Source organism: Paenibacillus sp. FSL P2-0089, from assembly GCF_038595095.1.
Taxonomy (GTDB): Bacteria; Bacillota; Bacilli; order Paenibacillales; family Paenibacillaceae; genus Paenibacillus_AQ; species Paenibacillus_AQ silagei.
In genome coordinates this window covers 1,480,597-1,498,629 of sequence record NZ_CP152006.1, presented here as the reverse complement: position 1 = coordinate 1,498,629, position 18,033 = coordinate 1,480,597, and the positions used below count along the sequence as shown (strand labels likewise).

Genomic DNA, 18,033 nt, shown 5'->3' with positions numbered 1-18,033 from the left:
AGTATCAACCCTGCCCCTTATTCAGCACGTATTTTTGCTCCAATCCAAGATGCTCACGAACGACAATTGTAAAAACAAACGTAGCCCCGGGCTCCTCCGATGGCTCTACCCGGATGCTTCCGCCCATCAGCTCCACCAGAGCTTTGCTGATCGATAAACCAAGCCCCGTGCCTTCGAACCTGCGTGTGGTAGAGGCATCGAGCTGGGAGAAGGGCTGGAACAGCTCGCCGATTTTATCCGGGGGAATCCCGATTCCTGTGTCTCTGATTGTGAATTCAAGTGTAAGTTTCTCTGCCAGTCCCTCCAGCTTGTTAACCATTATGTATACACTGCCTGCATGGGTGAACTTCACGGCATTGCCTACGAGATTATTCAGCACCTGGCGGAGGCGGTTCACATCTCCCACCAGATCAGGCGGCACAGCAGGATCAATCTCCACCACCATATCGAGCTTCCGCTCACGGGTCCTCGCGGTGAACAGGGCAACCGTCTCGCTCAGGCAATCTTGCAGGGAGAACGGCGCCTCTTCCACCACCAGCTTCCCGGATTCCAGCTTGGAATAATCGAGAATGGGATTGATCACCGACAGAAGGGCATTACTGCTTGTATGGATAATCCCCGCCATCTCACAATATTCCTCCGGCAGATCCGAGGCCAGCAGCAGATCAGACATCCCGATGATCCCGTTCAACGGCGTGCGGATTTCATGGCTCATCATCGCCAGGAATTCAGATTTCACCTTGGAGGCAACTTCTGCCGCTTCCTTCGCTTCCCGAAGCTCCTGATTCGTCTTCTCCAGCTGCCGCGCCTGCTGCTTCAGCATTTCGCTCTGGAGCTGCAGCGTCTTATTCGCTTCATACATGCTGACATAGCCCTCAATCTTGGACTTGAACAGCTGCGGGACGAAGGGCTTCGTCATGTAATCCATCGCACCCACAGAGTAACCTGCGAAGATATCCTCCATCGTCGTACTGTTAGCGGACATGAAAATAATCGGCACCACATGATTCTTCTCCCGGGTACGGATAAGGCGCGCCGTCTCCAGCCCGTCCATATCCGGCATTTGCACATCCATCACAATGACGGCGAATTCCTCCTCCAGCAGACAACGTAAAGCTTCAATCCCGGAATAGGCCCGAAACAACCGGTAAGGCTCTCCGCGGAGAACGGCCTCAAGGGCAAGCAGGTTCTCGGGATGATCGTCTACAAGCAGGATATTGACTGGAAAATCCATGAGAACCCTCGCTTTCCAGGTTGTGGCTTGCTTACGTTTATATTTCGAAAATATAGCTTATATACCCAAAATTTCAAATAACGAAACTCAGGTCTGCTGGTAATTCACCGCTGTAATCAGGCACTCCCGGCACAGAAAAGCATAATAAATTCCCTCTTCCTCCGCCACCTGGCCCATATCCGCCTGCGCCGCAAAAGTCATCGTCTGTGCACAGCAGGGACAAGCCGGATAGTCCGCATCCTGAATCCAGGCCGGATGACCTCCGATCTGCGAGGCCGGTGCCTCCAGAACCCAGTATGCACTCTCATAAGTACCTGCCGGCTGTTCCGACAGCTGCATTACATGCCACGTGTTGAACGCCAATGCTCCTCCAGTATTGTCAGGCAGATATCCAGGAACAACATTATATTCACTCCATGCATACCCGCCCTCCAGATCAGCCTTCATATATACAGTGCCATAACAGTTGCAGTGCATACAGGCTGCAATTCTTAGTCGCTTGCCGGGAAGCTCCATGAACCTAACCTGCGGATGCTGCAAATCGTAATCAAATAAAACGGTTAGCGCACCTCCGCACCAAGGACAGGCGTGCGTTCCTGCCTGGAGCATTTGAACAGCCGCCGGAGCACCGGGCGCTTCCAGAGTGTCTTCCCTGCTTACCAGGAAGGGGTAACATTCAGGATGATACAGCTGCCTTTTGCCGCCTGCGGCATCCAGCTCCCAGCCCGCTTCACGGGCATACATCTCGGGAGCTATATATAACGCTGACGCCCACTCCGGCGGGGACTGCCGCCATGCCGCGAACAGCCTGACCACCTCTTCATCGCCAATCCAGGCTAGCGCCAGCAGCAGCAGATTACGGTTAACCGGATCGGACTCCACCTGAGCCATGAGCCGGTCCCTGACCTGCGTGTCAGCATCCTTGAAGAGGATCGCGGGCGCATAATTCCCTGTGTGGAGGAGCATTTCCAGACCCGGCCCAAGCCGTGTATCCGTGAAGCAGAGGAGTGACACCAGCACCGTCTCCGCCTGGTCTATATCCTCTACTTCCAATAAATGAACGGCGTAGCTCTCCATCCGCCCTCTCTCTTCCTCCGTCAGTCCGTGATACAGCTCCTGTGCGGTCCGGGGGTAAGGGACTTCCTTGATCAGCGGATCAGGCTTCCGCGGGCTGTGCATAAGGGTGAGAATGTCAACCGGATCATGGATACCGGCGTACCTGTTCACCTCTTTGCGGTTCTGTTCAATATAAGCCTGTTTCTCCATCGCTTTCTTCTGCTGGTAGCAGGGCATACAGATCCCCCCGGTCTTCAGTGCGGTTGCAGGAAGAATGCTTCCCGTGCAGCCCGGGGTCTGACAAGGCAGACGTTCGCTCATATCCTCTCTCTCCCTTCATGATCAGTACGCAGGCTATGATTTTATTAACATTATAAGATAGCGGACTTCCGGGATGCCAGCAGACGGATTCCGTCCTGGCCCTTGACTGTTCGCCCGCCATCTAAGATAATAACAACCTCTGCCGTATATCATGCAGGACAAGACTAACATTGACAAGTGGAAACAGCTTTGCTGTCCTTTTAGGGATGGCACTGTTTCAGCGAGAAATAGAAGGAACATTTATAATGTGAAACCTATAAAACCTTATATTTCAGGAAAAGGGGCGGTCGTTATCAACTGGTTAAATGATCTCTACAAATTACAGAAGCAGGAGCCGGCCAAAAACGCCGAGCCTGCCCTGGTCAATGCCATCTTCCGCATGTACGACCGGTTCAAACGGCTCGGTCTCACCGAACGGCTCGGCCAGCAGGATATGTCGCTGGATATTGCCGACGCTTATGTCCATGGCCGAAATGCCATGATTGAAGCCGGAGTCGGTATCGGCAAATCCTTCGCCTACCTGATTCCCGGCCTGCTCATCAACCAGCTCTCCCGGCAGCCGGTCATTATCGCCACCTCGTCCATCCAGCTCTCCGAACAGATCCATAAGGATCTGCGGTTCATCGGCAGCCGGCTCGGCTTCTCCATGGTCCGCTCTGTAGTCGGCAAGGGCATGGGGCAATATGCCTGCCGGTACCGGGCAGCGGACCTGTTCCCGTCCGGGGAGTCCGGCTCCCCGCTCACGGTGATGGCAGAACGTATCCTGAATGCAGAAATCAACGAGCGGGCAGATCTGAAGGGCGGAGTCAGTGATGCCTTATGGTCTAACGTGTGTGTGACAGATTGTAAGTTCGAGCACTGTCACTACAAGCATACCTGCGCCTTCTACGACATGCGGGCTAAAATCAACGCCGGCCCGGGCGAGATGGATATCATCATCGTGAACCAGGACCTGCTGATCCGAGACCTGATCAAGAAAAAGGAAGGGACCAAGGGCCTGATCACAGAGCGGCCTGCGCTGATCATTATAGATGAAGCGCATAATCTTGAGGCCAAGGTCCGGGATGCCCAGACGCTTGAATTCACCTTCCGGCAGATCTCCCGGGTGCTGGAGGATGCCTTGCAGCTTCTGTTCAAGCAGTCGGCGGACCGCAGCCTGATGAAGTCCTGCCAATTCGTCCGTCGCTGTGCCAAAGAGTTATTCAGACAGATAGAAGCAGACCTGCTGCACACGGCCAAGCAGGACACTGACCGGATTAAAGTATCGGCGATTACCGGAGTCCCGCTGCAGCAGGCTGTGCAGATTTTGCAGGAGTTCCGCCTCAGTCTCTCGGTCCTGACCTCCCGGCATGAGCGGGAGATTGATAATACCTTCGAAGCGGTTAACGGAATGATTGACCTCTTCCAGGTGCTGGCCGGGACGGAGGACAACTATCTGCTCTGGGCCAGTGAGCCCCGGGGAGAAGCTACCGTCAGCATCTGCCCCAAGGGGATCAGCCAATTCCTGAAATACAGTCTGTTTAGCGGCAAGACCTCTGTCATCCTGACCTCCGCAACCCTCAGCCAGTCCGGCGGTACGCTGGAGGAACAATACGCTTATCTCTCGCGTTCGCTGGGCTACAGAGGGGAGTATATGGAGCGTCAGGCTTCACCGTTCGATTACGACAACCATACGATGATGTATATTGCCAAAGACGTTCCTTACTATAACCACAACAACCGGGAAGCTTATCTGGAAGCGGCGTATAAGGAGCTGCTGCGGCTGTGCAATGTAACGGACGGGCGGACGCTGGTGCTTTTTTCGGCCAAAGAGGATATGAAGTACATTCACAAGAAGCTGAGTGCGGAGAAGCTGAAATGGGCGCTGCATATGCAGCGGGAAGGCTCGTCGCAGGACGGGGTGATCGCTGAGTTCCGGGCGAGCAAAGGCGTGCTGCTGAGTACCGGCGTGTTCTGGGAAGGCGTGAATATCGAGGGTGCAGATCTATCGCATCTGATCGTCTTCCGGCTGCCGTTCCCGGTTCCGGCTGATCCTGTCTACGAATACAAGGCTGCGCAGGCGAAGAATTCGCTCATGGAGGTCTACGTGCCGGACATGCTGCTCCGCCTGCGACAAGGCACCGGGCGCCTGATCCGCAGCGAGACAGACCTCGGTGTACTCAGCATCCTGGATTCCCGCCTGACGGCTGGAGCCCGTAACCCGTACCGGGAGCAGGTCCTTGCAGCCCTGCCGTTCACCAAGGTGACGGAGGAGTTCGGGGTGCTGGAGAGGTTTGTGCGTGAGAAGGGAATTCATCGGTGATGAGGGACGGTAGTTGGAGTGCTGAGAAGTATGTGCCTATTGTACTTTGTACATTAGATCGAGCTATAAAACTACCCTTCTAGCCTTTCTACTGTATTATGTACAGCAGAATTTAGAGATTTTGCCCATATTGGGCCTCTCTCCAATATTCTACTGTACTAAATACAATAGGGACTATTTTTAGAGGTGTTTTATGAATTTCTATTGCACATAGTGCAATCACCACTGGACTACCCGCTCCATTTCTTCACCAGCCAGCCCGCTTCCCCAACTCGCCAGCCTTAATCCGCTCAGATCACCACTTCATCAGCTTCCTGATCTCTGACGCCAGTCTATCCGCCGCTTTGCGGTGGGTCACCTGCGAAGGATGATAATCGACAGCGTGCCCGTCCGCCTCTAGCTGCACCTCGAATTTCATCACCGAGATTCTGCTGTCGCCGGTTTCCCGGGCATAGCGGTCCACCGCCTGCTCCAGGATAGGATACAGCCTGTCCCCCATGATCCCGAGCGTACACAAAATGGTCGAATCGGGATTATTCCGTCTGACCATGTGTAGAAAAGCGACATAGTTCTCTGCATAATCCGCCTGCTTGGCAGGGTCATCCTTCGTGTACGAATCGTCGTTGGTCCCCAGATTAATAACGATCAGCTCCGGCGTGAATCTGCTGAAATCCCAAGCTATCTCCTGAGGCAGCAGACTGCCGCCGAACCTCCCTTCAGACTTGCCTACCTTCTCGTAGTAATCGGGCAGAAGATGCGTGGTGAGCTTCTGATCATTTTCTGTATAGCCGGTAATAATGCCGTATCCGCTGTAACACACCATACTGTAATCCGCACCAAGCTGCTCTGCGCTCAAGTAGGCATAAGCCTTCGTTACATTTTCTGTAGCCGTAGAAAAGGTATGCAGCGCTTCTTCATCATCCACACCATACCCGCAGGTAATGGAATCGCCGATGAATTCGATCGTATGCTGCGGAGATGGAGTCGGCTTAATCCCTTCCTCAGCCTGCACCGCGATCTCCGCAATGCCAACCGTTGACATGGCTGCTTCAGACAGCTTCGTTATTCTTACAGTAACCTCTTGCGCGGTGTCGCTTTCGAACACTGTATACGTTTTGCGTAGCTGATCCACCTGATCGTCTATCACCTGCTGGCCGTTAACACTGATTCCAATCCGGGCCAGATTGTTGCCGGTTGCAGCGATATCATCGCCTTGCAGAGTGATCCGGGCCGCCCGGCCGTAGAATGAGAATTCCACCCCGCTCCCGGAAAGAGCCAGCCACAGCACCTCTCCCATCCAGTGGGTCCGTCCGATGAGTCTGACATGATTAGCTGCCGGCTGGTACGTTTGCATCTGGGACATTCCATAACCTTCCTTCTCTCGTTTCTATTCGTAACAGTAGCAAAGGCGCTTTATATTTTCAATGATATGTTAAGATATTAAGTAATTGTTGAGAAAAGGAGGATCTCAATGGACATCCCCAGAGGGACCTATGGCTTTCGCTTTGCCGAAGATAAGGAGCTGCAGCTGTGCGTATTGTTCGCAGCCGGTTATGATTCCGTCTCCGATCCCGCATACCGCTGGGACGGGATGGAGCGCAGCGACGGCCCGCTGCTGCTGTTCCAGTACACGCTCTCCGGTGAGGGCGTGTTCGAGTCAGAGAACCGGACCTACCGGGTCCGGGCCGGACAGGCTCTGCTGGCGGAAATCCCGGGACCTCACCGGTATTACTATCCGCCGGATGCGGCAGAGCCCTGGGAGTTCCTGTTCCTCCTGCTGCGCCCAAGCCTGATCCTGCCCCACTGGCGCAGATTCCTGCGCGAAGCGGGCGAGGTGCCCCGGCTGCCCGCAGATTGTGCCCCTGTCCGGCTGACGCGGATGATTGTAATGGATGCCGGAGCGGGCAGAATCTCCGATCCGCTGATCGCCTCATCCAGCGTCTATCAATTCATGACCGAATTGACCCGAATGCAGACAGCTACGCTGCGCGACAGGGACAAATGGTCAGAGAATATTAAGCGCGCCGCTGCATTCATCGAGCAGCATTACCCGCAGATGATCAGCATCGACCAATTGTCAGAGCATGTCTCCCTGTCCAAATATCATCTCATCCGCCGTTTCTCGGCCAGCACCGGCCTGACACCCGGCGCTTATCTGACCCGTGTCCGAACGGAGAAGGCGATGGAGCTGCTCCGGGGGACGAGCTTAAGCATTGAAGCTATTGCACAGCAGATCGGCTATTCCAGCGGAAGCTACTTTATCAAGGCCTTCCGCAGCCTGACCGGACTGACACCAGGCGATTTCCGCAGCGGGGGCGAGAGCCTGATCTACCGCCAGCTCTTTTTCGATTAAGCGCAATATAGTGCTATTCCACTTGCAACATTACTATAGATATTGGGTTTCTCCTTGATTATGATGGACTTATGAGGAGCAATAATCCATCTGATAAGGAGATTACACAATGAATCATAAGCTTGCAGCACCTGTCCCCCCACTGGGCTGGAATAGCTGGGACTGCTACGGCGCAGCCGTAACCGAAGCGGAAATCCGCGGCAATGCGGAGTATATGGCCGAGCATCTCAAAGACTACGGCTGGAGCTATATCACCGTTGATATCCAGTGGTATGAGCCTGGTGCCGTGTCCTCCCTGTACCGCCCCTTCGTCCCTCTAATCATGGATGAATACTCCCGGCTGATGCCAGCCGAGAACCGCTTCCCTTCGGCAGCGGGCGGGCAGGGCTTCAAGCCGCTGGCTGACTATGTCCACAGCCTGGGACTGAAGTTCGGTATTCATATTATGCGCGGCATTCCGCGTCAGGCCGCCCATGCAGGCACCGCGATTCTGGGGACGGAGGCAACTGCCCGCGAGATCGCGCACACGAACTCCATCTGTCCATGGAATACAGATATGTATGGTGTCGATGCATCTAAGGAAGGTGCTCAGGCCTACTACAATTCACTCTTTGAACTGTACGCACAGTGGGGTGTCGATCTGGTCAAGGTGGACGATATCGCCGCTTCCAGACTGTACGATACCCATCAGCCGGAGATTGACCTGATCTCCCGGGCGATCGAGAACTGCGGCCGTCCAATGGTGCTAAGCCTCTCACCCGGCCCTGCTCCGGTAGAATACGCACCACATTTCATCGAACATGCCAACATGTGGCGCATCACGGATGACTTCTGGGACCGCTGGGAGCTGCTGCTGGACATGTTCAGCCGCTGCCGCAGCTGGCAGAGCATCCCGCAGGCCGGCTCCTGGCCGGATTGCGACATGCTGCCGCTCGGCCACATCGGCGTCCGCTCCGTCGATGGCGGCGGAGATGACCGCTGGACCCGCTTCACCCGGGACGAGCAGCTGACGATGATGTCGCTCTGGAGTATTTTCCGTTCGCCGCTGATCTTCGGCGGCGAGCTGCGGGACAATGACGACTGGACCCTGTCGCTGCTCACCAACCGCGAAGTGCTGCGCATGCAGCGCGAGAGCCATGGCGCCAGGGAAGCCCTGTACCGCGAAGAGCTGATCGTCTGGACTGCTGCTCATGACGATGGCACCCGGTATGCGGCCGTCTTCAACACCAGCAACAGTCCGCTGCCGGTTGACCTAAGCCTCGAAGAGATCGGCCTCGGCGGCGTGGCCGCAGGTACGGAGCTGTGGAGCCAGACGCTTGCGGAGCTTAGCGGGGGCGTGCTGCAGACCACCGTGCCTCCGCACGGGGTGCGATTATATAGCTTCTCGTAGGAGAAGCTAGGCAGAAATACCAACAGCCTGCGGGAATGGAGTAGTTCCATTCCTGCAGGCTGTTTTTCAAACAATATAGATTAAGACTCTTGCTCCTCTAAATACTTAGGCCTTCCCCATCGTGCTGATATCAATCACAAACCGGTAACGCACATCCGAGGCCAGCACACGCTCCCAGGCTTCGTCAATCTGGTCAGCCGAAATCACTTCGATCTCGGAAGCAATCTGATGTTCAGCGCAGAAATCAAGCATCTCCTGTGTCTCGCGGATTCCCCCGATCATCGAACCGGCAAAGGAACGGCGGTGTCCGATCAGCGAGAAGGCATTAACAGCCAAAGGATCAGCAGGCGCACCGACATTCACCAACGTCCCGTCCAGCGCCAGGAGTGACAGGAAAGCATTGATATTCACCTGCGCACTGACCGTATTAATGATCAGGTCGAAGGAACCGGCCAGCTGCTTAAATGTCTCCGGATCAGTGGTGGCATAATAATGATCTGCGCCCAATTGCAGGCCGTCTTCCTTCTTCTTCAGGGATTGGGACAACACCGTAACCTCAGCCCCCATGGCATGAGCAATTTTTACTGCCATATGCCCCAGCCCGCCGAGACCCACTACAGCCACCTTTTTGCCGGGAGCAGCTCCCCAGTGGCGCAGTGGTGAGTAAGTAGTGATTCCGGCACACAACAGCGGTGCAGCAGCGTCAAGCGGAAGGCTGTCGGGAATCCGCACCACGAAGTCTTCAGTGACAACGATATGCGTGGAATATCCGCCTTGCGTATAGTGCCCGTGGCGGTCAGTCGCTCCATAGGTTCCCGTGTTCCCCTCCAGGCAATATTGCTCCTCGCCTTGCCGGCAGCTGCTGCACTCTCCGCAGGAATCGACCATACAGCCTACCCCGACACGGTCGCCAACTGCATATTTCGTCACTCCAGAACCGATCTGGCTGACAATACCTGCAATTTCATGCCCCGGAACCAGCGGATATTTCACCGGTCCCCACTCCCCGCGGACGGTATGAATATCGGAATGGCAAATACCGGCGTATTTAATCTCGATCAGAATATCCTGCGGCAGCAGCTCGCGGCGTTCGATCGTAGTCAGCTTGAACGGGCCTTCCTGGCTGAATGCAGCGCGTGCGTTAACTTGTATCATAGTGAACCTCTTTTCAATAGAATAGTAGACATCATTCTTTAAGCTTTACAAAGCCTATGATATTCCTTAAAGTTAACTCTAAGTCAAGCCCGAAATATCCAGGACAGGAGAACGATGATGAAGACCTATTCCATAAGCGAAGCGGCAGCGCATTTCAACATGACCCCGCATACCCTGCGTTATTATGACAAAGAGGGCCTGCTCCCTTCTATAGAAAGAACTCCCAGCGGCAAACGCGTATTCAAGCCCTCCGATATGGAGGCCCTGCGGATCATTGAATGCCTGAAGGCCTCCGGGATGCCCATCAAAGAGATTAAGCATTTCATTGAATGGTGCTCCGAAGGAGATTCCACCCTGCAGCGCCGATACGACATGTTCCTGGAGCGGAAGGCTTCCGTAGAAGCGCAGATGGAGGAATTAAGAAAAACGATGGAAGTCATAGACCATAAATGCCACTACTATAAGACCGCCCTGGAAAAGAGTACGGAAATGGTCCAGCATTCCTAACCAGCCGTATGGTTCATCAGCCTCCGCTGCGGTTATCGTTACATAGAACGGTTATCGCAGACACATCCTAAGACAGAACCTGCACTTAGAAGGGAGACTGACAGATGAAGGATGATAAAAAAGCACCGCTCGACGGACGCACCGCAGGCGTCCACCCGATTCCGGAGGGCGAACCCAGTCCGGCGGACGGTCAATCGGAAACAGATAAGCTGGATGAGGTCGTAGGCGCCGTGCTGGGGAATGACCCCGAGGTGTCAGCTCCTGGCCTTTCACCAGATCCGGAAGAGAAGAAGCACCGCAAGAATCCATAGCCTTGTGATGAGGTAGTACACAGCCGGGCCGGACAAGAGGATATCTCTTATCCGGCCCGTTTATTTTGTATGCTGATTTTGCCCCCTGCTCCTACTCCTCCAACTCCTTACCATATCCGCGATTCAGCGCTTCACGATAATATAGTGATCCAATGGCAATATCAAAGGCAGCCATGCCCATCGGATTGAACATGACCGCTTCCTCCTTCGGGAATTTGGCCAGCGCGTTGCCGCAGACCACCTCGACGATGGACGCCGTGTCTTCCTTCCGCAGCCCTCTTTGATGATGCATATGTTCAATATCCGTATTCGCACGGCACACTTCATCCCAGTCATCGACAATAATGGCCGAGGTGTAGCTTAAGATCGCCGGGGTGAAATCGCGCAGAGACACGTTCAGCAGCAGACTCTGTTCTTTGGGCTTGCGGTCAATATAACCGGAGCTGGAAATTGTACAGGTGATGAACAGATCAGCCCCTTCGTAGGCTTCCTTCCAGGAATCCACAGGCCGCACCCTTGTCCCAAGCTCTTCCGGGATATGATTCAGAGCACCCGGATTCTGATCAAAAATCCGAACCTCCTCCAGCCGGTCCCCGAGCAGCTGATTCAGCATCGACAGATGGAGCTGACCGATCGGTCCGAACCCGACAATACCGGCAATTATTTTACCGGCAAAAGGGTGTACCTTCTCGTATTCCTGGATCATCAGCCCACTGACTGAAGCTGTGCGAATCCCGGAGATAAGCGGACTGTTGATGATAGCCACCGGCTTCCCGCTGCCGGAATCATTCAGTATCGTCACCGAGTGGGCACGGGGAAGCTGCCTGCCATGGTTACCGGGAAAACTGGCGATCCACTTGATACCTGCCATCCCGATCTCTCCGCCCACATAAGCGGGCATAGCAATAATCCGGCTGCTTGGATCTTTATCAAAGAGCAGATAGGGTTTAATCGGCTGGGAGAATTCATGCGCTGCCATCACTTGGACAGCACTCCGTATCGTATCCATGCATAGTGCCCAGGGAAGATTCATCTGCTCCAGGTTTGTGGTATTCAGATATAACATGCTCAAGGCCTCCTCAGCTTATAGGTCTGGCTGCAATGTGCAAGCCGATCGTATTCTGGATTTCACTGCACTTCTGCTCAGCCTGCTCTGCATCGTCCGCGCCGACCATCACTCTGCCAATCCAGTCAAAATTAGATCTCGGAAAGGACACCTCGCGCCCGGCAGCAATGAAATGCGATCGCAGAATGTCCGCACGTCCCTCTAATTCCTTAAGCCCCGTAACCTCGATCAGCCTGCCGTCAACCGGCGAACAGAATTCCCTTGAAGCAGCACCGCGTGAGACGCTCGGCGTCAACTCCGGGGCCTCCCCCATATGCATACGAAGCACTTCACGCGGCAGGTCAATGCCGGTTGCATATTTAATCATCTCCGGAACAGGCCCGCCTACCATCCGCGGATTAAATTCAATAATCTTGGGACCTTCAGGAGTGAGAGCAACCTCTGTATGTGTGGGGCCAAAGTCAACCCCAAGCGCATGCAGTCCCCGGCGGACCACCTCCACGATCTCCGCCTCATGGCTTAACCGAACCGGAAAGCTGGCGCCAGTCTCTACAAAATACGGAAATCCAACCAGACGGCGGTCCGTAATCCCGATCAGGTGATCCTGCCCTTGATAAGTGACCATCTCCACACTGACCAGAGGTCCGGCTGCATATTCCTCAATGAGCACATCCGTACTTCCATAGAGATTACGCCCAAAATTCCGGTTGTTCACATAGCTGTCGTAAGCCTGCCGCAGCTCTCGCTCATTGTTGACAAAGACCACCCCGATACTCATAGCCCCGTCACACGGCTTAACGATACAGGGATAACCCATGGAATGGGCGTGCCGGCAAGCTTCCTCTATACTGCCTGCGAGCAGTGAACGGGGAACCGGAACGCCACTCTGAACGCAGATTTCTCTGGATTTATATTTATTCCGGGCATTCTTGGCCGCCAGCGGCTGCATGGTCGGCACACCAATCGCATGCGCAGCTGCCGTTGCCTGAACCACGTAGAATTCCGCAAAAGACATCACTCCGGTCAAAGGGTTCGCTTGATGGTACGCTTTGACAAAGTCAACCACAGCTTCTTCATTAAAGGTGTCCACTTCATGAATGTAATCTACCAACCGGAGCGGGTGGGACTCCAGCGGCTGGCCCTTCAGGTAATGCTGAATATTCTGGGTCAGCAACGTTACGGTGTACCCCATCTCCTTGCAGGCCTGGATACCTGCGATAGACTCATTGCTTTCAACTAATAACAGGTGCTTCATTGGTTGTATCCTCCTTGTAGGCGGGCAGAATTTGCACTTCTTGCTCCAGATACCGCAGCAGCTGTGACAGCCTGGCTTGCAGCGTTGCCGAATTCTCGCCTACGATGATTACGGTCATCACGGCATCCACGCTGGAATGAGCCGCGTCCAGCTGTTCGCCTGCTCTGACGCGGGGAACATATTCCTCCACCCATTCAAAGGGCAGCGTCTGCGGAATGGTCTCTACCGTTCCCGGGCGTTTCGGCATTAGATATACCCCCGCTACCTGTGACGGCCTTGGCACCGGCAGCTTCAGCGGCAGTCCGCATTGCCCCCGGACCCACTCCCGGTTCAGATCTACGTCATACATGGCGCTGATCGACTCACTGATCCGCCCGCCTGCGGTCCGGCTGGCAATTTCACAGAATACCCATTCATCCTCCGGGGTATGGAACATTTCACAATGAAAGGTCGAGACTCCCGGTGAGGGCAAGGCTTCAATGACCTGCTGAACTTCATGAACCAGCCGCTCATACACCGCGCAGCCGGGGCTGAGCAATTCCACGAAGCAATCCTGCTGGAGAATCTCCAGCGGCTTGCAGGAATATTTGCCCACAGAAGCGAAACGGATCTCCTGGCCTATCATCAGCCCATCGATCTCATACATTTCTCCCTCTACGTAGGCTTCAACCATTAAGCCGCTGCCGAGGCCGCGTTCCCATACATCGTTCAATTGCTCCCGGGTCCGTATAATGTCCGTATTCATGGAGCCCATGCCGTCCACCGGTTTAACCACAACCGGCAAGCCGTGCTCCAGCACAAAATCATACAAGTGAAGCGGTGAAGCCAGTCTGCGGAATGCCGGGCAGGATACCTGCGGGCTGACTAAGCTTTTCATCACCGCCTTATCCCTGTAAGCCACTGCACTCTCCAGCTGTTGACCAGGCAGGTGCAGCCGTTCACGCAGCCGGGCCGCACGAATCAGATCACTCTCATCGAGAGCGATGATCAGACGGTAAGGATGTTCCTCATACAATCGTAACGCATCGATCTCTACCCGGTCATTGCTCACCCAGTTGTCGAACACCTGCACAAGGGCAAAGGGTTCCGTTATCTCACCATATGCCGGCGAAGTATACAGGTATACTTCTTCATCCAGATCCTCCAGCCAGGTCAGATAAGGAGCGAAGGCCCGCCTCCTCTGATTCAGAATTAATACCGCCATAGTTTCTCCTCCTCCTTGTGATGAACAGGTGACCGGTTTAGCATTACGTATAGTACAAGAGACAGTCCAGACAGAAGAGCCAGGGACAACCAGAAATAGGACAGCTTTCCGTAGATGCTCCACATATGTATGAATTGCAGCCCGGTATATACACCGATTCCTTCTCCAAGGGCTGTGGACAATCCGATGACACTGAAATATGTGATACGCAGATCCGGGTGGGCAGCGTTAGAGACATACGCATCTATCGTGGGGATGAATAATATTTCTGCAAGGGTGAACAACGCGACGAATACGTAGTAGCCCCAGATTGAGCCGATGATCGCATTCATTGAGAAAGAAATGCCGAATAGCAGAAACGCCAGCATCAGCCGGTATCCCTCACGCTGGCCTGACAACGCGGTATTCATCCAGCGCCCGACCGGAATCTGCAGCACCACCACGAGGATTCCGTTCAGCATCAGCAGACTCCCCAGCCTTTCCGGTGCATTGTAATAAGTGCCGATTAAATAAGGAAAGGAATTGAACAATTGGGTGAAGAAGAAGCAGCCGATCATATTGAACAGCAGCACCTTACGGAAGCTTTTATCGAGCAGAACGGTCTGATAGCCTTTCCAGAAGCTTACCGGCTTCCGTTCCTGGCCCATCAGACTACACCCGGGCGGGAAGATATTGAGCAGGATGGCACCTAACACATAAAACCCTCCAACGAAGGTCAACGTGAAGCTTTTCAAGGAGCTAGTCAGCAGAAAGGAGCCGATTAAGGGCCCGGCAATGGCTGCACCGTTCGTATACATATTGGAATTCGCAAAATAAAACAGGGCATTACCATCCTTACTCCCCACGAAGGATAAAGAAGCCTTGGAGGATAAGCCTCGGACAGAGTAGCCGATCCCGGCAATGATAAGCTGTATAGTAATCAACACCGGAGACTGCCAGAAATCTACCATAGCGATGGAGACCCCTGTTAGCAGGCAGCCGAACCACATGCATTTGAACGGGTCCATGTTGTCCAGCAGGGGTCCGGTAAGGAATCTCGCACTGCGGTAAGACACCGTGAAGATCATGGTAACTACAGCGGTAACCGACAGCGGCAGTCCTTTGACCTGAGACAGATAGACCGTTAATATCGCCGTCATAGCGTAGAAGCCAAGATGGGTAACCAGTGTGTTCAGACAAATGGCAAACACCGGCCGGGGCACCTTTAAGTTTCGGAAAAGATTCATGTGACTGCCTTCCTTGCCGCCAGATCAGCAGCCATACGTCCAATTAATTCCTCTGGCGAATGACGCTGCAGGAATCCGCACACTTTAGCAGGCTGGCCGCACAGATAACAGCGGCGTGAAGGAGCCCCCAGCTCATGCCTGCCCATTGCTTTTCCCGATGAATCATAAATATCCATATCCCAATAAGCGCTAAGCGGATGCTCCCCTTCAAAGGACAGACAGAATAGCTTCAATGCCGCCGCATCCGCAGATACCTGAAGATAAGCAACCGGACCAAGCGCCAGCCCGATCCGCTCCAGCGCAAGTATCTTATAAGCTGTAACCACCAGAGCTTCCTGTAAAGCCTCCATACAGAGCTCGAATAGTTCATAGGCAACAGCCAGCCTCTTATCCGGCCCCGGAATATTCATCATAATCTGGATCAGCGAGCCTGCTGCCGGATACCGGGCCTCTCTTAGCTCATGGAGGCGCTCCCGGTCACGAAGGATGGCTGATACAACGGAATCGTTCGCCACACTCTTTCCTCCCCCTGATTCTCAGTCCACAAATGCAAAGCAAGCGTCATGGCCAGCAGATCGGCTGATCCGCCGGGAGATAGGGAACGGAGACGGAAGTCCTCCTCCATGTTGCGGATGTAGGCTCTGCCTTCAGAGGTGAACAGACTCCCCCGGTCCAACGCCGCTAATGCACTCGCCTGAGTATAGTCAATCCTTGCCCTGTCGAAATTGCGGTTCAGCAGCGTGGTATCCTGTACCACAGCCATCAATGATAGCAAGCAGTGGATCAGCGCCGTCCGCAAATCCGCTCCTTGTTGAAGCGCCTCCCGCAAGGCAGGCAAGCCCTGCTGAAGAATGGACGGAAATCCTTCTATAACCTCGCCCCGTATCCCTCTAATCCCCCACTCCCTGTACGCGCGCCCGCCTGTGCTTACATTATGCGTCTCCTCCAGAATGTCCGCCAATTGTGCCCGGAGCGGATACTCAGCCAGCCTTCCAGCCAAACGGCATATCTCCTGCGGTTCTACTGCACTGGATGGACGTTGACTCGTCATTCCGGCAGCCGCGCATAGAATCAGTCCCAGGAAGATCGTTCCTTTATGGGTATTCACTCCCCCGGTAGCTCCTAGCATGTCAGCCTCGGCCCGCCGCCCGGTCTTCTGGAGCATCCTGAACAAATCCTCCCTGCCGGTTCGGCCCCCGGATTGTTCTATGCCCAGGCGCGCAGCTTCCTGGTAATAAGGTTGAATGCGGAGTGCGCTTCTCAGAAAAGTGTAAATATCCATATCCGCATGACATCCGTTGCTCACCGCCGATACCAATCCGGGGGAAGGCCAGCTCACAGCCTCGGCCAGAACACTATAGACAAGCGTTTCGGCAATCCAGGCTGCTGCAGCTTGGCCGGAAGCAGTCACTTTACGCTCTCCGGGATAGCCGCAGGCCAGTTTTCACTCTGTAGACCGTACTGCTGCAGAAAGCTCCATACTACCCGTTCCAGGCCAAGCCCGATGCAGCCCGACCATGTCTCGGCGTTATCCCTCAGTCTAAAGTTAAAGGTCTTTGCAAAAAAATCGCCGTGCGTGTCATAGGAAGCAATCGAAATCGTGTCGTTCTTATACGGGATATCCGCACGAACCTCGTATTTGACATGTTTGGGCACTTTGAAATTCTGCTTCACCTTACCCGGCAGGAAGAATGGATCATTGGCTAAGACACACCCGCCTTTCAGCCCTACCGCTTCCATCCACTCCACGGTCCACTCTAATGTCAAGTCACGCATCCGGGTGACGTATTCGGGAGTACCCAGAAATACGAATTCACGCATGGTGAAATTCAACAACCGTTCCAGCAGATATACACGTTTGCCCTCATTGCGGAAAGACTGGCCTTTGAGTACAAAAGCGGTATTGTCCTCAAACACCTGATCCTCCATTTCCATATAGACTTTATAGCAGGGGGCAGATTGCAGAATATAGGGAGGCGTCTCCAGATAAGGGCCGCAGTCCTGCGGCAGCTTCCCGTTATTCGCGGATACATCTGCAGCGAAGGATTTCATTGTCTCATGATCATGGCTTAAATGGGTGGCCAGCAGCAAATGCATTGGTGCGCTATGGAAGTAATTCATCTTCTCGGCGAACGAAGCAGGCAACAAGACCGAATACTGCCGCTGCTGACAATCCCCAATTCTCCGGCCGACATAATCCACATAACTCTGGTCAAAATACTCCAGCAGAGTGATGATCGGACGATGGTACGCCAGCTCCTGATTCTTCAATAAAGTCAGCCATCTCTGCTCCAGCAGGTCATCCGAGATATTCCGCTGATTGCCCGGCGTGCAGCAGGAGCACAGCTTCTCCAGCGGCGGCTCATCCAGCTCCACCATATTCAGCTCAGGCTCCAGTATTTCAGCGGATGATGCGGATGCCTCATCATGCTCCGGGGTGAACCGCTCCAGGAAAATAGCAACCTCCCGCTCAATCTGCTCCCTGGGATAAGACGATAGATAGGTGACGCTGATCCGCTTCCCTTGAATCGGGTCGACCTGCACCTTATGGGCAGATACATTTTGCAGGAACATATGGGTGAACACAGGGATTTGCAGCTTATTCAGAGTCACAGGCTCAGGCAATTCCAATCGGTATGTTGTGAACATAACA

At 54.1% G+C, this 18,033-nt stretch carries 16 protein-coding genes; 5 read left to right on the top strand and 11 right to left on the bottom strand.

Translation table 11 applies throughout. The features are described 5' to 3' along the window. Nucleotides 1-4 precede the first annotated feature (4 nt). The gene (locus NST69_RS06075) at nucleotides 5-1,234 is read right to left on the bottom strand and encodes an ATP-binding protein (protein WP_339254611.1); all 1,230 of its coding nucleotides are present in this window, start codon (nucleotides 1,232-1,234) and stop codon (nucleotides 5-7) included. Nucleotides 1,235-1,321: 87 nt separating this feature from the next. Next, nucleotides 1,322-2,611 (bottom strand): DUF1963 domain-containing protein, encoded by a 1,290-nt coding sequence (locus NST69_RS06070; protein WP_342548755.1) that lies wholly within the window; start codon nucleotides 2,609-2,611, stop codon nucleotides 1,322-1,324. A gap of 247 nt (nucleotides 2,612-2,858) precedes the next feature. On the opposite strand from NST69_RS06070, the gene NST69_RS06065 reads away from it, so the two are divergent. Further along, nucleotides 2,859-4,913 (top strand): ATP-dependent DNA helicase, encoded by a 2,055-nt coding sequence (locus NST69_RS06065; RefSeq protein ID WP_342548753.1) that lies wholly within the window; start codon nucleotides 2,859-2,861, stop codon nucleotides 4,911-4,913. A gap of 295 nt (nucleotides 4,914-5,208) precedes the next feature. Here NST69_RS06065 and NST69_RS06060 read toward each other — a convergent pair whose 3' ends face one another. Next, nucleotides 5,209-6,276, bottom strand: coding sequence for an SGNH/GDSL hydrolase family protein (locus NST69_RS06060; protein ID WP_342548752.1), 1,068 nt, complete (start codon nucleotides 6,274-6,276; stop codon nucleotides 5,209-5,211). A gap of 108 nt (nucleotides 6,277-6,384) precedes the next feature. Here NST69_RS06060 and NST69_RS06055 point away from each other — a divergent pair, with 108 nt between their 5' ends. Both NST69_RS06055 and NST69_RS06050 read left to right on the top strand, forming a co-directional pair. Next, nucleotides 6,385-7,266 (top strand): AraC family transcriptional regulator, encoded by an 882-nt coding sequence (locus NST69_RS06055; RefSeq protein WP_342548751.1) that lies wholly within the window; start codon nucleotides 6,385-6,387, stop codon nucleotides 7,264-7,266. Nucleotides 7,267-7,375: 109 nt separating this feature from the next. Then, the gene (locus NST69_RS06050) at nucleotides 7,376-8,656 is read left to right on the top strand and encodes a glycoside hydrolase family 27 protein (protein WP_342548750.1); all 1,281 of its coding nucleotides are present in this window, start codon (nucleotides 7,376-7,378) and stop codon (nucleotides 8,654-8,656) included. A gap of 105 nt (nucleotides 8,657-8,761) precedes the next feature. Here NST69_RS06050 and NST69_RS06045 read toward each other — a convergent pair whose 3' ends face one another. Then, the gene (locus NST69_RS06045; RefSeq protein ID WP_342548749.1) at nucleotides 8,762-9,811 is read right to left on the bottom strand and encodes an NAD(P)-dependent alcohol dehydrogenase; all 1,050 of its coding nucleotides are present in this window, start codon (nucleotides 9,809-9,811) and stop codon (nucleotides 8,762-8,764) included. Between the two features lie 117 nt (nucleotides 9,812-9,928). Between NST69_RS06045 and NST69_RS06040 the strand changes: the two genes are divergently transcribed. Both NST69_RS06040 and NST69_RS06035 read left to right on the top strand, forming a co-directional pair. Further along, nucleotides 9,929-10,318, top strand: a complete 390-nt coding sequence (locus tag NST69_RS06040; protein ID WP_342550088.1) for a MerR family transcriptional regulator — start codon at nucleotides 9,929-9,931, stop codon at nucleotides 10,316-10,318. A 104-nt stretch (nucleotides 10,319-10,422) separates the two neighbouring features. Next, complete coding sequence (locus NST69_RS06035) at nucleotides 10,423-10,629, top strand: hypothetical protein (protein ID WP_342548748.1); 207 nt, start codon at nucleotides 10,423-10,425, stop codon at nucleotides 10,627-10,629. A gap of 91 nt (nucleotides 10,630-10,720) precedes the next feature. Here NST69_RS06035 and NST69_RS06030 read toward each other — a convergent pair whose 3' ends face one another. The 7 genes from NST69_RS06030 to NST69_RS06000 are packed head-to-tail and all read right to left on the bottom strand — an operon-like array spanning nucleotide 10,721 to nucleotide 18,029. Further along, nucleotides 10,721-11,695 carry a 2,3-diaminopropionate biosynthesis protein SbnB gene (locus tag NST69_RS06030; RefSeq protein ID WP_342548747.1) on the bottom strand — a complete coding sequence of 325 codons (975 nt, stop codon included), beginning with the start codon at nucleotides 11,693-11,695 and terminating at the stop codon, nucleotides 10,721-10,723. A 13-nt stretch (nucleotides 11,696-11,708) separates the two neighbouring features. Continuing rightward, nucleotides 11,709-12,950, bottom strand: coding sequence for an ATP-grasp domain-containing protein (locus NST69_RS06025; protein ID WP_342548746.1), 1,242 nt, complete (start codon nucleotides 12,948-12,950; stop codon nucleotides 11,709-11,711). Further along, nucleotides 12,928-14,154 carry an ATP-grasp domain-containing protein gene (locus NST69_RS06020; protein ID WP_342548745.1) on the bottom strand — a complete coding sequence of 409 codons (1,227 nt, stop codon included), beginning with the start codon at nucleotides 14,152-14,154 and terminating at the stop codon, nucleotides 12,928-12,930. Before NST69_RS06020 ends, NST69_RS06025 begins: the two co-directional genes overlap by 23 nt. Beyond that, complete coding sequence (locus NST69_RS06015) at nucleotides 14,142-15,380, bottom strand: MFS transporter (RefSeq protein WP_339313168.1); 1,239 nt, start codon at nucleotides 15,378-15,380, stop codon at nucleotides 14,142-14,144. Before NST69_RS06015 ends, NST69_RS06020 begins: the two co-directional genes overlap by 13 nt. Beyond that, complete coding sequence (gene citX / locus NST69_RS06010; protein ID WP_339313167.1) at nucleotides 15,377-15,895, bottom strand: citrate lyase holo-[acyl-carrier protein] synthase; 519 nt, start codon at nucleotides 15,893-15,895, stop codon at nucleotides 15,377-15,379. The genes NST69_RS06015 and citX overlap by 4 nt, the downstream gene beginning before the upstream one ends. Further along, on the bottom strand, nucleotides 15,835-16,791 hold the full coding sequence (locus NST69_RS06005; RefSeq protein WP_342548744.1) for a triphosphoribosyl-dephospho-CoA synthase: 957 nt from the start codon (nucleotides 16,789-16,791) through the stop codon (nucleotides 15,835-15,837). Before NST69_RS06005 ends, citX begins: the two co-directional genes overlap by 61 nt. Next, complete coding sequence (locus NST69_RS06000) at nucleotides 16,788-18,029, bottom strand: hypothetical protein (RefSeq protein ID WP_342548743.1); 1,242 nt, start codon at nucleotides 18,027-18,029, stop codon at nucleotides 16,788-16,790. The genes NST69_RS06005 and NST69_RS06000 overlap by 4 nt, the downstream gene beginning before the upstream one ends. Nucleotides 18,030-18,033 lie beyond the last annotated feature (4 nt).